The sequence below is a fragment of the Gillisia sp. Hel_I_86 genome (assembly GCF_007827275.1).
Classification (GTDB): domain Bacteria; phylum Bacteroidota; class Bacteroidia; order Flavobacteriales; family Flavobacteriaceae; genus Gillisia.
Map to the genome: position 1 here is coordinate 531,012 of NZ_VISE01000001.1, position 14,361 is coordinate 545,372.

A 14,361-nucleotide genomic window follows, 5' to 3' on the forward strand; every position below is an offset into this window, starting at 1 on the left:
GTTTTTTTAATTATTGCTGTTTTTTAATTTCAATCCTAAATAATAAGTAACAACTGTTGTGAAAATTACTATGCTTATAGAACTCAAAGGCATTAAAATAGCTGCAACAACCGGCTTCAAATTCCCAGTGACGGCGAATCCCAAACCAACAAGATTATATAGAAGCGAAAGTATAAAGCTCCATTTTATTACGCTAATCCCATTTTTTGAAAGCGTTAAAAAGGTGTACAGGTCCTTAAACCTTTTTGCGTCCAATATTCCATCGGAAGCTGGCGAGAAAACGTTTATATTTTCTGAAACAACAACCCCAACATTACTTTGCGCCAGCGCACCACTGTCATTTAGTCCGTCACCAACCATCATTACATTTTTTCCTTTATCCTGAAGGTTTTTTATGTAATTCAGCTTATCTTCAGGCTTTTGATTAAAAAGAAGTTTTGCCTTTTTGGAAAGCAGGTGTTGTAAATGCTTCTTTTCACCATCATTATCTCCAGAAAGGATAATGATTTCGGCTTTATCGCTCAATTGATCAAAAACCTGCCGAACGCCCTCGCGATATCGATTATAAAAAACATAACATCCCTTATACCCATTATTTGTGCTAATGTGAACGGTTGTATGCTTATTGTCATTAAAATTCAAGTGAGTTTGTAAATTGTCCTCTTCTTCATCCACGAAGGCATAAGACCCAATTTTAATTCGCTCTTTTTGATACACCCCTGAAATCCCCTTTCCTACCACCTCTTCAAATTCATCCAAGGTCTGGATGTTGTTTTCTTTTAGTATATCATATAACGCTCTACTTAAAGGATGGTTGGATGCCCGGAGCGTACTGGTAAGCAAAGATTTTTCAGATGCATTAAGCGCAACACCTTCATAACTTATCACACTTTTCTCATTGGTGGTGAGCGTACCGGTTTTATCGAAAACTATGGTATCCACATGCGCCATTTGTTCGATAATACTGCTATCCTTTACATAGAATTTGTGCTTCCCAAAGACACGAAGCAAGTTGCCCAAAGTAAAAGGCGCAGCTAGGGCTATGGCACAGGGACAGGCCACAATTAGGACGGCAGTAAATACATTAATGGCCTTCGATGGTTCAAATACTATCCAAAATATTGTAGCTATAATGGCAATGGAAAGAATACCCAATGTAAACCTTTCACTAATTTGGTTTGTTAAATTTTCAAAGCTGCTCGTCTTATTTTTGCTGAACACTTCGTTGCTCCAAAGTTGGGTTAGGTAACTTTGCTCTACCGGTTTAATAACTTCCATCTCGATAATTCCCGCCTGTTGCCTTCCACCCGCAAAAAGCTTATCTCCAGATTGTTTTGCAACAGGTTCTGCCTCACCACTTACAAAGCTGTAATCTATAAGTGCGTCCCCATTAATTAAGATTGCATCTACCGGAATTAATTCACCATTGCGTATTAATATCCGGTCGCCCTTTTTAAGTTCATAGACCTGTGCTTGTTCTTCTTTTTGGTTGTTTTTAGAAGTATCCAAGGATAAAATACGGGTTACGGCAATAGGAAAATAGGATTTATAGTCCCTCTCAAAAGAAAGAAAGGAGTAGGTCTTTTGTTGAAACAACCTACCTAAAAGCAGGAAAAAGATCAAGCCTGTCAAGCTATCGAAAAAACCGGTTCCCCAACCCATGGCAACTTCCGCAGTAGAGCGTATAAACAACACCGCAATACCTATAGCTATGGGAACATCTATATTTAATATTTTAGATCGAAGTCCCTTATAAGCTGAAATAAAATAGTCGCGTCCCGAATAGAATACAACAGGTATTGAAAAAGCAAACATCAACCACCTAAAAACATGCTTGAACTGTTCCAACCAAAATTCATTTACTTCAAAATATTCTGGAAAGGAGAGAAACATTATATTTCCAAAGGCAAAGCCAGCGACGCCCAATTTATAGATGAGGCTTCGGTCGATATTCTTCTCTTTTTTATTGAAATCTTCCAGGGCAATAGATGGCTCATAGCCAATTCGACATAGCAGTGTGACCACTTCTTTAAGTGAATATGCCTTGGCATCATAGGTAATACGAACCGTTTTTTCCGGAAAGTTGACTTGGGTTGTTTTAATCCCGGAATGGAGCTTGTTTAAATTTTCCAGTACCCAAATACAAGAACTACAGTGTATGTTTGGAACAACGAAGGAAACAATTTGTGTGTCCTGTTCATCAAATTCCAATAGGCTGGCAACAATGGTTTCGTTTTCCAAAAAATCAAACTTGCCCTCAAATGCAGAAGGTGTTGTACCCGGGTTAAGTTCTAAATCATAATAATAGGAGAGATCATGATCTTGTAAAATATCAAAAACGGTTTTACAACCATTGCAGCAAAAATTCTTACCGCAATGCGAAATAACCCTTTCCCGACATTGATCGCCGCAATGATAACAACTTTCCATAAATAATTCCCTTCTGCTCAAATACCTAGTGCAAAGAACTTAAACCGAAATATTAAAAAAGATGACAATTGTCAGTTTTGAAGATTCTTTATTTTAATAATCTGTTAAGAGTTTTCGATTGGCATTTTTTGTAACTTAAATAGAAAATCATGAAAAATGTGGGATTCATGTTGCTGGGTGCAACGACCTTGGTTTTGCTGGCAGTAACAGTTCTTGCAGCACTAGGATTTTCTTATGGATGGGTGTTTTTATTAATTTTCTTAGGACAGGTCTTACTGATATTTTCGGTTTATAAAGTGCTTAGGGAATACTATACAACAGATAAGACCTTCGATGATTTTTATGAGCATTATCCTATTGACAGGAACGATTGACCATATTCCAAAACCCACATATCAATATGTTCAAGAATAAAAATTTCTTGAAACCGACTATCCTCCGAGGTATTTCACCAGTTTCATTTTGATTTCCAGGCCAAAAGCCGTTCCGAAACTCGGGATTGTATTTACCTCCTCCGAAACTGGGAAAAAGCAGGAAAATAGCTTCAAAAATTCGAGGCAAGCCTTAGCAAACCTTCAATGCGGGATCAAAAAACTTCGGAAAAGAGAATGCCTATTATTGATGGGGTTTAATCCCTAAAGGGCATCCCTGGGGTATTTTGGAATTAGCTCGCGTTGATAAATAAAGAAGCCTGTTGAAAATTCAACAGGCTTTTTTTTTTATAGAAAAAAATTAAACTTATTTTTTTTCTGCAACTGGTTCATTCAATTTTTTGCTCATCTCCATAGAAATGGAAGAACGATCAAAAGTGATTTTCCCTGCACCTGTTTCAATAATTACTGAATTATTTTTCTCGCTAAAATCAACTATCTTACCATGCATCCCGCTTTTAGTGATTATTCTATCTCCTTTTTTAAGCTCGGCTGCAAAGGTTTTTTCCTGTTTAGCTCGTTTCATCTGTGGGCGTATCATAAAAAAGTACACCACCACAAACATTAATATTATTGGTGCAAACTGGGTTAATTGATCCATATATTGTTTTAAAAATTTTGTTTATCCGGCTGTATTCTCTCCCTCGCCTTCAACAAAAGCTTTGATTCTTATTTGTTCAGTTCCGTTTTCTGTATTTGCATTAACCGTTACTGTTTTAGTTACTTGCCCTTGTCCAGATCCATTAAACTTAACCAACATCTCACCAGATTCTCCCGGCGCAATAGTTTCATTTTTAGGATACGTTGGCACGGTACATCCACAAGTACTGGTTGCATTGGTAATTACCAATGGCCCATCTCCAGTATTGGTAAATTTAAATACATGCTCTACCTCTGTTCCTTTTGCAATGGTTCCAAAGTCGAATTCCTCTTCTTCGAAAGTAAGTTCTGCAAAAGCAGCTACTTGCGCATCGCGTTCGGCTGCTGTTTCAACATTTTCAGCTTTCACTTTGCTGGATGCATCATCTTTACAAGAAGTAAAGAACAAAGCTCCTACCGCTGCTATCATTAAAATTCCTTTTTTCATAATATATAATTTAAAATTAAACGTTAAAAATAATAAATTTATTGAACTACATAAGACCACGTCCCATTTTATTTAATCGGTTTTGGTCCTGATATTCTTTAGATAATTTATCCAAAATTCCATTTATAAAAATACTGCTTTTAGGCGTACTGTATTCTTTAGCCACTTCCAAATACTCATTGATACTTACTTTTACCGGAATAGAAGAAAAATGAAGCATTTCACAAATTCCCATTTTAATAAGAATGGTATCTATTTCTGCTATTCGTTCCTTGTCCCAATTGGGCGTTTTATCTACCATTTCGTTAGCGAGCTCTTCATCATTGGCCAAAGCTTTTCTAAATAACCTAGCAGCAAATTCCTCATCGTCTGGACTTTTAAACAACTTTGGAACCTTGGCATCATCTGGAGTATTCTCCTTTAGTTTATTCAAATACTTTAGAATGGCAGTATTTACTAACGGTAGATCATCTACCCATGTTAATTTGGTGTCCTCTATATAATCATATAATTTTTCGTTCGGGGCAATGAATTCCTTCAGCAAAAGAATTACAAAATCTTTATCTTCCTTAAAAGTAGATTCACGTGTAGTCATATAAGTTTCAAAAGCCCCACTATTGCGAATTTCTTCCCAAAGAATAGCAACATACTCCCCATCCCGTTTCCAATGGCTTATGCCTCTTTCCTCCCAGGCATCTTGTAAATACTGATTGTTCTCCAGAATTTTTATAACCTTGTTTTCTACAAATTTTTTATTGGGATCTCTCTCCTCCTGTGTTGGAAGGAATTTCTTTTGGGATGTTTCCAGATAATTTTCTGAATAGGTTTTTATTTCAGCAATTAATTTAAGCATCAATAAAAACAAATCATACATCTCCAACATGCTTTTCCGAAGGAATTTCTCTTCGGTACTGAAGTTTTTGTTTTCACTTTGATGGAATGCATAGAGTGATTGCATTACCTTAACTCGAATATGTCTTCTGGTTAACATAGCTGTAAAAGAACGTTATAAAATTAGCAAGGCGAAAGAATCCCCTTTCGCCTTGCAAAAATAGTGTTTATTTCAAACTACTTAGTTCAAATTCTCTCTTTTTCTGTCATCAATTCGTTGTTGTGCAATTTTAAGGGCAGCATGATGTGTTGTGATGGACTGAGCTTCTGCTGTCCTAAGGATTTCTAGCGTTGTATTGTATATGTTTTCTGTCTTTCTAATAATCTCTTGTCTTCCATAACCTTCCAATTCTGCATATACATTAATAATCCCTCCTGCATTTATCAAGAAATCTGGAGCGTATACGATCCCTCTTTCCTGTAAAAGTAGCCCATGGGTGTTTTCATCCTGCAATTGATTATTTGCCGCACCCGCAATAACTTTTGCTTTTATTCTATGTATGGTCTCATCATTTACGGTGGCGCCCAAAGCACATGGCGCATAAATATCCACATCGGCATCGTACGGATTTTCCGTGTAAATAGTTGCCCCGTATTTATTACTTACTTCTTCTAACCTAGTAGGGTTAATATCGCTAATAAATACAATGGCTCCTTCATTGGTTAAATGTTCCACCAAAGCTTCTCCAACATGGCCAATTCCTTGAACCAAGACTTTCTTTCCATCAAGGTCATCTGTCCCGAATTTATATTTTGCAGCCGCTTTCATTCCCATAAAAACACCATAAGCAGTAATAGGAGAAGGGTTTCCCGCACCTCCTTTAGATTCTGAAATTCCGGTAACATAAGGAGTTACTTCCCGAACAATATCCATATCTTCGGTATCCATTCCTACATCTTCTGCTGTAATATATTTCCCGCTTAAAGAATGTACAAACTCACCAAATTTTCTCATTAATTCTGGAGTTTTTTGAGTTTTGGCATCGCCAATAATTACTGCTTTTCCACCACCAAGATTTAATCCCGTGATTGCGCTTTTAAAGGTCATCCCTCTAGACAATCTCAAGGCGTCGTTTAAAGCATCCCATTCACTATGGTAGTTCCACATTCTAGTCCCCCCTAAGGCCGGCCCTAAAACAGTATTATGAATTCCAATTATTGCCCTTAAACCTGTATCTTTGTCGTTGCAAAAAACCACTTGTTCATGATTATCAAAAGATAATTGCCCGAAGACAGGCGCAGTTTTTTTAAGGTCATCAGCAGCTAAAACGTGAACTTGCATAAATTTTAAATTTAAGTTCGGATTTTTGTGTTTTCGAAAAATCAATGGGCAAAATTAACCAATATTTTAATTATCACAGTCAATTCGTTTGTTAAATTGCGAATACTGTAAGAATCACGGGCGATACCACTACATGAAAGAATTACAACACCTCAATAAATATTTCTTCAAATATAAATGGCATATGCTGCTTGGGCTATTAATAACCATAGCTGCAAGAATATTTACTTTATATCCAGTCCAATTTATAGGAAATTCCACAACGGTTATCGAAAGCTATATAAAAGGAGAAATAACCGATCCAGCAGAGTTGAGAGAAGAATTATTTTATAACATCTTACTTATTATAGGAGCCAATTTAGTAGCTGCTGCCTTAACATTTATAATGCGCCAAACCTTTATTGTTGCTTCCAGACATATGGAATATGATCTAAAAAACGAGATCTATCAGCAATACCAACGGCTATCTTTAAATTTCTACAAAAAGAACCGTACGGGAGACCTTATGAACAGGATAAGTGAAGACGTATCTAAAGTAAGGATGTACCTTGGCCCAGCAATTATGTACAGTATTACCACCCTAACATTATTTGTGGTTGTTATTTGGTACATGGTAAATACCGCTCCCTTATTAACACTTTACACCCTTGCCCCGCTTCCCTTTTTGTCTTTTGCCATCTATAAACTAAGTGTAGCTATCCATAAAAGAAGTACGGTCGTTCAGCAATACCTATCTAAATTGAACACTTTTACCCAGGAAAGTTTCAGTGGGATTTCGGTAATTAAATCTTACGGACTAGAACCCCAAACCAATCTTAATTTTGAAGTGCTTTCCAACGGAAGCAAAGAAAAGAATCTAAACTTGGTTAAAGTGCAAGCCTTCTTTTTTCCGTTGATGGTCCTTCTTATTGGCGTAAGCAATACCATGGTGATCTACATAGGGGGGAAACAAGTAATTAGTGGGGAAATTGAAAATATTGGGATCATTGTAGAGTTCTTGTTATATGTAAATATGCTTACGTGGCCCGTAGCCATTGTGGGATGGGTTACATCTATAGTGCAGCAAGCAGAAGCTTCTCAAAAGCGTATTAATGAATTCCTGAAACAAGAGCCCCAAATAAAAAATCATCAAGAAAAGGCTGTGGAGATTGAAGGAAATATTGAATTTAAAAATGTGACGTTCACCTATGAAGACACCAATATCACTGCCCTTAAAAATATTTCCTTCAAAGTAGATAGAGGTGAAACCTTGGCAATTATAGGAAAAACCGGTTCAGGAAAATCCACCATCTTGGAACTAATTGGCAGATTATATGATGTAGATCAAGGAACCATCCTTGTTGATGGAGAAAATATTCAAAATCATAATCTTTATAATTTGAGAAATAGCATTGGATATGTTCCCCAAGATGCTTTTCTTTTTAGCGATTCTATCCGCAATAATATTAAGTTCGGGAACACCAATGCAACCGAAGAGCAGGTGATAGATGCAGCAAAAAACGCATCGGTACATAAAAACATCCAAGGATTTACCAAGGGGTACGATACTGTTCTTGGCGAAAGGGGAATTACCCTTTCTGGTGGGCAAAAACAACGTGTTTCTATTGCTAGGGCAATTATACACGAGCCTCAAATATTGCTTTTTGACGATAGTCTTTCGGCAGTAGATACCGAAACGGAAGAAGAAATACTTCAAAATCTATTCAAAATCTCACAAACCAAAACCACAATTATTGTAAGCCATCGAATCTCTTCAGTAAAAAATGCCGACAGGATAATTATCCTTCAAGACGGGGCTGTGGTTCAGGAAGGGAACCATCAAAAATTAATTCAGGAGGAAGGTTACTACAAAGAACTTTACGCAAAGCAGCTAAGTGAAAAAGAAATGTGAAAATTTGTTGTGAAATGTTAATTTTTTTTAGATTTTTGACATCAGTTAAATAAAACCAAAAGATTTATTTTATGAATGAAAATGGAATGATGGAGAAAGATGAAATATTCTCTAAAGTATTAAGAGCCGGAAGACGTACCTACTTTTTTGATGTAAGAGCTACCAAAGCAGATGATTACTATCTTACTATTACCGAGAGCAAAAAATTCACCAATGCAGATGGATCTTTTCATTATAAAAAGCACAAGATCTACTTGTACAAAGAAGATTTTGATGGTTTTGCCGAAATCTTAAATGAGATGACCAGCTATATTGTTGAAGAAAAAGGGCAGGAAGTAATAAGTGATAAGCATCAGAAAGATTTCAAAAAAGAATATCAGGAAAATGAAGCAACTACGGATGCAACACCTTCGCCAGATAAGTTTACAGATATCAGCTTTGAAGATATTTAAGCTTAAAAGCAAATAAACTCAAACCGCCCCAAGAAATTGGGGCGGTTTTTTTATATTAGGGCATCCAACATTTTAAATTTATGAAACATCTACAAATAGCACTTATCCTTATTTTTTCTTTCAATATAAGTGCACAAGAAAATCTAGACCTTTCCTATTATCTTCCTCAAGATATTTCCTACAACTCCAAAATATCCACTCCGCAAGATGTCCTGGGGTATATTCCAGGAGAATGGCATGTAACACATGATCTATTGGTTGCCTATATGCGCACGCTTGCCTCGGAATCATCACGAATTACCATAGAGAACAGGGGCAGCACTTTTGAAGGGAGGCCACTTTTATTGCTCGTGATCACTTCTGAAGAAAACCAGAAGAACATAGAAACTATTCGGAAGGATCATGTAAGTCTTACCGACGCCAATAGCGAGAATTTAAAAACCGAAGAAATGCCAATTGTGGTATATCAAGGGTTTTCCATTCACGGGAACGAACCCAGCGGATCGAATGCTGCATTATTGGCAGCCTATTATTTAGCCGCGGGGCAAGGCAAAAAAATTGAGGAGCTGCTAGAAAATACAGTGATTTTATTTGATCCTTCATTAAATCCGGACGGTTTACAGCGGTTTGCCTATTGGGCAAATACGAATAAAAGCAAAAATTTAAATCCAGATCCTCAGGACAGGGAATTTAGGGAAGTTTGGCCTGGTGGAAGAACCAACCATTATTGGTTCGATATGAACCGGGATTGGTTACCCGTACAATTGCCAGAATCCAGGGCTAGAATTGCCACTTTTCATAAATGGCAACCAAATATCCTTACAGATCATCACGAAATGGGATCCAATTCCTCCTTTTTCTTTCAGCCGGGAATTCCATCCAGAACGCATCCACTAACTCCGCAAATGAATCAGGATCTTACTAGGGAGATTGGAACCTATCACGCAAAAGCATTCGATAAGATTGGCTCTCTTTATTATACCCAGGAAGATTATGATGATTTTTACTACGGAAAAGGCTCTACCTTCCCGGATATCAATGGAAGTATCGGGATCCTTTTTGAACAGGGGAGTTCCCGTGGACACGCTCAAGAAACGGATAATGGCTTATTGACTTTCCCGTTCACCATCAAAAATCAGTTTACCGCGGCTTTATCCACTTTAGAAGCTGCGGGAAGTATGAGAAGTAAGATTTTGGATTATCAGCGTTCGTTTTATAAAAATTCCAGAAGCACTATGGGGAAAGATGCCTATGTTTTTGGAAGTGAAAAAGACAAAAACAAGGCCTATTACTTGGCTGAAATATTAAAAAGGCAGCAAGTCGAAGTTTATGAAATAAAAGAGGATTTTGAGCTTAATGGCAAAAAATTCAAAAAAGATGCTGGATACATCGTTCCTAAGAATCAGCGACAGCATAGAATAGTTGAAGCGATGTTCGAAAAAAGGACCTCATTTACAGATAGTTTATTTTACGATATTTCTGCCTGGTCCTTTCCTTTAGCTTTCGATCTAGATTTTAATAATCCCGTTTCCTTAAAAAATGCAGGGAAGAAGATAGATAGTCTTCAAAAGCCCACTTTTGATGCTATTGCAAAAAGCGAGTATGCCTATTTAATGGAATGGCACGATTACAATGCTCCAAAAGCGCTCAACTTAATTTTAGAAAAAGGACTGCGTGCACAGGTTGGAATGAAAAGCTTTGAAGCAGATGGCAAAAAATACGACTATGGAACTATTTTGGTCCCAGCTCAAAATCAAGATATGAATTCTATAGAAATCTTTGATTTCCTAAAAGAAGTTTCAGAAAAATCAAATGTTTCTATAACCGGTGTTACCACAGGACTTACAAAAGGCATCAATTTAGGAAGCAATTACTTCAGGCCTTTAGAGCCACAAAAAGTAGCAATGATTGTAGGTGATGGAATCACCCCTTACGATGCCGGAGAGATCTGGCATTTGTTCGATCAGCGTTATGATATGCAAATCACAAAATTGGACACCCGTAATTTTGTAAGAACAGACCTTAGCAAATACACCGATATTATTTTACCGAATAGTTGGGGTACTGCTCTAGAAAAAAAGGATGCAGAAAAAATAAAGGACTGGGTAAAAGATGGAGGGACTTTGATAGGCTATAAAAATGCAGCAAAGTGGTTTAACACCAACGAATTCATGAAACTGGAATTTTTAGAAAACAAGGTAAAAGCTAAAAATATAAGTTTTGAAGAACGAAACGATTTTAGGGGAGCACAGGGAATTGGAGGTGCAATTTTTGAAGCTGCTCAAGACAGGTCCCATCCGGTGAATTTCGGCTATTCCGACAATAAGATCGCGTTATTCAGGGATACCACAATTTTTATAAAAGCCGATTCCACGAGTTATAAGAACCCTATAAAATATACCGAAAAACCCCTTTTAAGCGGCTATATAAGCAAACCGAACCTAGAACTCTTAGCTAATACAGTCCCTTTTAAACATGTGGGAATGGGCCGTGGAAATGTGATACTATTTACCGACAACACGAATTTTAGAGGCTTTTGGTATGGAACCAATAAATTATTGATGAATGCCATTTTCTTTGGAGATGAGATGTAGACAAGATTTAAGGGGCAAGACCAGAAAACAAAGAACAAAAAATAAAGAACCAAGAGCCTAGAACCTAGATCGAGAACTAAAATTTTACAACAATCCCTTATTTATTGGGACATGGTGGGGATGCGTTCAAAAGGTTTCCTGCATAAGAAGTAGGATTGAAATTTACACGAAACATGAAACTTAAATTTTAAGTTCCCTCCGAAAAGCAGCTTTAATTTTAGAACCACAAAAAATCAAAACTTAAAAACTTACAAAACCTTGATTAAAAGCTGTATGCAAAATGGAAAGATCCATAATTTTTGACTTTTTTACTCTTTTCCTGTTCAACTTGAGTTTTCGGAGTAAACTCAATTTTGAATTTTGAAATCATTTAACCTATCCTCAAGCCATTTTCAACTTTAAAATCCGGGTTTAACAATACGATATCGTTTTTAGGTCCGACAGCTCCTAGGACCAAACATTCACTCATAAAATTTGCGATCTGTTTTTTTGGAAAATTTACCACCGCAACAATCTGTTTTTGAAATAAGTCTTCTTTGGAATACCGTTTGGTTATTTGTGCAGAAGTTTTTTTGATGCCGAGTTCACTTCCAAAATCGATTTCCATTATATAAGCTGGCTTATTGGCTTTTGGGAAATCTTGAACGTTTACAATTGTTCCTACCCTAATTTCCACTTTTTCAAAATCATTCCAGCTTATTTCCATATTTCTTTGGTATATTCTCAAATTGAAGTGCTAATCTAGCAATGTAGATACTATAATAAAAATAAAGATATTAAATTTGTTAACATCCCAAATTCAAAATTTCAAACTATGTCCTTAACACCCTCAAACATGCTTCCTTTAGGAACAAAAGCACCAGATTTTACCCTTCCCGATGCGGTAACTTCAAACAGGTATAGTTTGTCTGATCTAAAAGGAGATAAAGGAACCGTGATCATGTTCCTTTCCAATCATTGTCCGTTTGTAAGACATGTTAACGACGAAATTGTGAGAGTGGCTAATGACTATAGAGTTACGGGATTTGGTTTTGTAGGCATTATGAGCAACGATGTAGAAGCTTATCCAGAGGATCATCCAGACCTGATGTGGAAAGCAGCTAGAAAATTTCATTATCCTTTTCCGTATTTATATGATCAAACCCAAGAAGTGGCAAAAGCTTATGATGCTGCCTGCACTCCGGATTTTTATTTGTTCAATGCTGCGTTAAAATTGATCTATAGGGGACAATTGGATAATTCGCGCCCGGGAAATGGCATTCCGGTGAACGGAAGGGATTTAAGGGAAGCCCTGGATTCAGTTCTAAATAATCGAAATGTTCCAGAACCCCAAAAGCCCAGTATTGGCTGTAATATTAAATGGAAGAAATAGATGTTATCTCACTTAATCCAATATAAGCTCTGGGCAAACGCACGAAGCATGAATTATAAAATACCTGTAAAAATTCGTGGGAAGTCTCGCAAAATTAAACCCTCAATGAGGGATTAAATTGACAAAATCTTAACAGCTTCTCTTCTGGATATTGTGTAACTTTAATTTTCACATATTAAAAATAAATTTTTATGAGCACACTAAAATTAGGAGATAAAGCACCAAATTTTGATGCAGATACTTCAGAAGGAAAATTAAATCTTTATGATTATTTAGGAGACAGTTGGGGAATTCTTTTCTCACACCCAGCAGATTACACGCCGGTATGTACCACAGAGCTTGGAACTGCTGCCCGATATAAACCAGAGTTTGATAAGCGCAACGTTAAGATGATCGCACTTAGTGTGGACGGCGTTGAATCTCACAAAGATTGGATTAAGGACATCAACGAAACTCAAAATACCACAGTTAATTTTCCGATTATAGCAGATGAGGACCGAAAAGTATCTAATTTGTATGATATGATCCACCCAAACGCGGATGATACTCTTACCGTAAGATCTGTTTTTATTATTGGCCCGGATAAAACCATAAAACTTTTATTGACCTATCCTGCAAGTACGGGAAGAAATTTTGATGAATTGTTAAGAGTAATAGATTCATTGCAATTAACAGCTTATAATAAGGTTGCAACGCCAGCAAACTGGAAGCACGGTGAGGATGTGGTTATTAGCCCATCGGTTTCTAGCGAAGATGCTAAAACTATGTTCCCAAAGGGATTTAAAGAAGTAAAACCATATTTGAGACTTACCCCTCAGCCAGAACTTAAGAATAGTTAAAAAAGAAACCTCCTGTGTTTTAGCAAACACAGGAGGTTTTTTATAATATGCTGGTTAAATTATTTTACCGCTACCAATTCTACATCAAAGATCAAAGTGGCATTCGGGGGAATTGCTCCACCCGCTCCGCGTTCTCCATAGGCTAGATGCGAAGGGATCACAAATCGCGCTTGATCTCCAACACTCAATAACTGAATTCCTTCATCCCAACCTTGGATTACCTGACCTTTTCCCAATTTAAAATCTATTGGCTGATTACGGGTATAAGAAGAATCAAAAACACTACCATCTGGCAACATTCCTTTGTAGTGCACAGAAACGGTATTGCCTTTTTCAGCCTTAACTCCATCCCCTTTTTGTTCAATTTTATATCGAAGTCCGCTATCGGTTGTTTCGAAGCCCTGGGACATTTCCCCCATTAATTCTTCTTGTTTCTTTTTCGCTGCTGCTTCTCTTTCTGCTTTGGCACCATTAAAAGAGCTAAATTCTTCTACCCCGTTAAATTTTTCAGCTTCTACCCCTTGCCTTATGATCTCCAATTTTTCAATCTTATCGCCTTGAGCAATAGTATCTACTACATCCTGCCCTTCTACTACACTTCCAAAAACGGTGTGTTTGCCATCCAACCAAGGAGTTGCGATATGTGTAATAAAAAACTGACTTCCATTGGTTCCAGGTCCGGCATTTGCCATGGACAGTTTTCCAGGTGCATCGTGAGTTAATTCCGGATGAATTTCATCTTCGAAGTTGTAACCTGGCCCACCAGTTCCATTTCCTTTTGGGTCTCCCCCTTGGATCATAAAATCTGGAATTACTCTATGGAATTTTAATCCGTCGTAATAAGGTTTCCCTTGGGGGATCGCTTTATTTTCCAAGTTACCCTCTGCCAGTCCCACAAAATTCCCAACAGTCCCAGGTGTTTTTTCGTGTTCCAACTTCACCAATATCTCACCTTTAGAAGTATGAAACTTGGCATATAATCCGTCTTGCATAATGCTAGTTTTTAATTAGTGGCGCAAAGATAGCAATTTGAAAAAGTAACCGGGATAGGCTTGGGGAGATTTTAAGAATAAATTTGAAGAAGGGTGAAGA

The 14,361-nt window shown here is 37.1% G+C and carries 13 protein-coding genes; 6 read left to right on the forward strand and 7 right to left on the reverse strand.

The genetic code is table 11. The features are described from left to right. Positions 1-6: 6 nt before the first annotated feature. Positions 7-2,430 (reverse strand): heavy metal translocating P-type ATPase, encoded by a 2,424-nt coding sequence (locus JM83_RS02275; RefSeq protein WP_144958975.1) that lies wholly within the window; start codon positions 2,428-2,430, stop codon positions 7-9. 149 nt (positions 2,431-2,579) lie between these two features. Here JM83_RS02275 and JM83_RS02280 point away from each other — a divergent pair, with 149 nt between their 5' ends. Further along, a complete protein-coding gene (locus JM83_RS02280) occupies positions 2,580-2,804 on the forward strand; it encodes a hypothetical protein (RefSeq protein ID WP_144958977.1) in 225 nt (74 codons plus the stop codon). A gap of 364 nt (positions 2,805-3,168) precedes the next feature. Here JM83_RS02280 and yajC read toward each other — a convergent pair whose 3' ends face one another. The 4 genes from yajC to JM83_RS02300 form a co-directional block, all read right to left on the reverse strand. Continuing rightward, positions 3,169-3,462, reverse strand: a complete 294-nt coding sequence (gene yajC / locus JM83_RS02285) for a preprotein translocase subunit YajC (RefSeq protein ID WP_144958979.1) — start codon at positions 3,460-3,462, stop codon at positions 3,169-3,171. 21 nt (positions 3,463-3,483) lie between these two features. Next, positions 3,484-3,948, reverse strand: a complete 465-nt coding sequence (locus JM83_RS02290) for a DUF1573 domain-containing protein (RefSeq protein WP_144958981.1) — start codon at positions 3,946-3,948, stop codon at positions 3,484-3,486. 46 nt (positions 3,949-3,994) lie between these two features. Beyond that, positions 3,995-4,939: a transcription antitermination factor NusB gene (gene nusB / locus JM83_RS02295; protein WP_144958983.1), complete on the reverse strand. Its 945-nt coding sequence runs from the start codon at positions 4,937-4,939 to the stop codon at positions 3,995-3,997. A gap of 81 nt (positions 4,940-5,020) precedes the next feature. After that, positions 5,021-6,121: a Glu/Leu/Phe/Val family dehydrogenase gene (locus JM83_RS02300; RefSeq protein ID WP_144958985.1), complete on the reverse strand. Its 1,101-nt coding sequence runs from the start codon at positions 6,119-6,121 to the stop codon at positions 5,021-5,023. A 133-nt stretch (positions 6,122-6,254) separates the two neighbouring features. Between JM83_RS02300 and JM83_RS02305 the strand changes: the two genes are divergently transcribed. From JM83_RS02305 to JM83_RS02315, 3 genes are all read left to right on the forward strand, one after another. Then, complete coding sequence (locus tag JM83_RS02305; protein WP_144958987.1) at positions 6,255-8,012, forward strand: ABC transporter ATP-binding protein; 1,758 nt, start codon at positions 6,255-6,257, stop codon at positions 8,010-8,012. A 71-nt stretch (positions 8,013-8,083) separates the two neighbouring features. Then, positions 8,084-8,464 carry a PUR family DNA/RNA-binding protein gene (locus tag JM83_RS02310; RefSeq protein WP_144958989.1) on the forward strand — a complete coding sequence of 127 codons (381 nt, stop codon included), beginning with the start codon at positions 8,084-8,086 and terminating at the stop codon, positions 8,462-8,464. Between the two features lie 80 nt (positions 8,465-8,544). Then, positions 8,545-11,058 carry a M14 family metallopeptidase gene (locus JM83_RS02315; RefSeq protein WP_144958991.1) on the forward strand — a complete coding sequence of 838 codons (2,514 nt, stop codon included), beginning with the start codon at positions 8,545-8,547 and terminating at the stop codon, positions 11,056-11,058. Positions 11,059-11,428: 370 nt separating this feature from the next. Here JM83_RS02315 and JM83_RS02320 read toward each other — a convergent pair whose 3' ends face one another. Beyond that, on the reverse strand, positions 11,429-11,764 hold the full coding sequence (locus JM83_RS02320) for a tRNA-binding protein (RefSeq protein WP_144958993.1): 336 nt from the start codon (positions 11,762-11,764) through the stop codon (positions 11,429-11,431). A 108-nt stretch (positions 11,765-11,872) separates the two neighbouring features. Here JM83_RS02320 and JM83_RS02325 point away from each other — a divergent pair, with 108 nt between their 5' ends. Further along, positions 11,873-12,430 carry a thioredoxin family protein gene (locus JM83_RS02325; protein ID WP_144958995.1) on the forward strand — a complete coding sequence of 186 codons (558 nt, stop codon included), beginning with the start codon at positions 11,873-11,875 and terminating at the stop codon, positions 12,428-12,430. 191 nt (positions 12,431-12,621) lie between these two features. Next, on the forward strand, positions 12,622-13,269 hold the full coding sequence (locus JM83_RS02330) for a peroxiredoxin (RefSeq protein WP_144958997.1): 648 nt from the start codon (positions 12,622-12,624) through the stop codon (positions 13,267-13,269). A gap of 59 nt (positions 13,270-13,328) precedes the next feature. Here the strand turns inward: JM83_RS02330 and JM83_RS02335 are convergent, their stop codons facing one another. Then, positions 13,329-14,261 (reverse strand): peptidylprolyl isomerase, encoded by a 933-nt coding sequence (locus JM83_RS02335; RefSeq protein WP_144958999.1) that lies wholly within the window; start codon positions 14,259-14,261, stop codon positions 13,329-13,331. Positions 14,262-14,361: the final 100 nt, after the last annotated feature.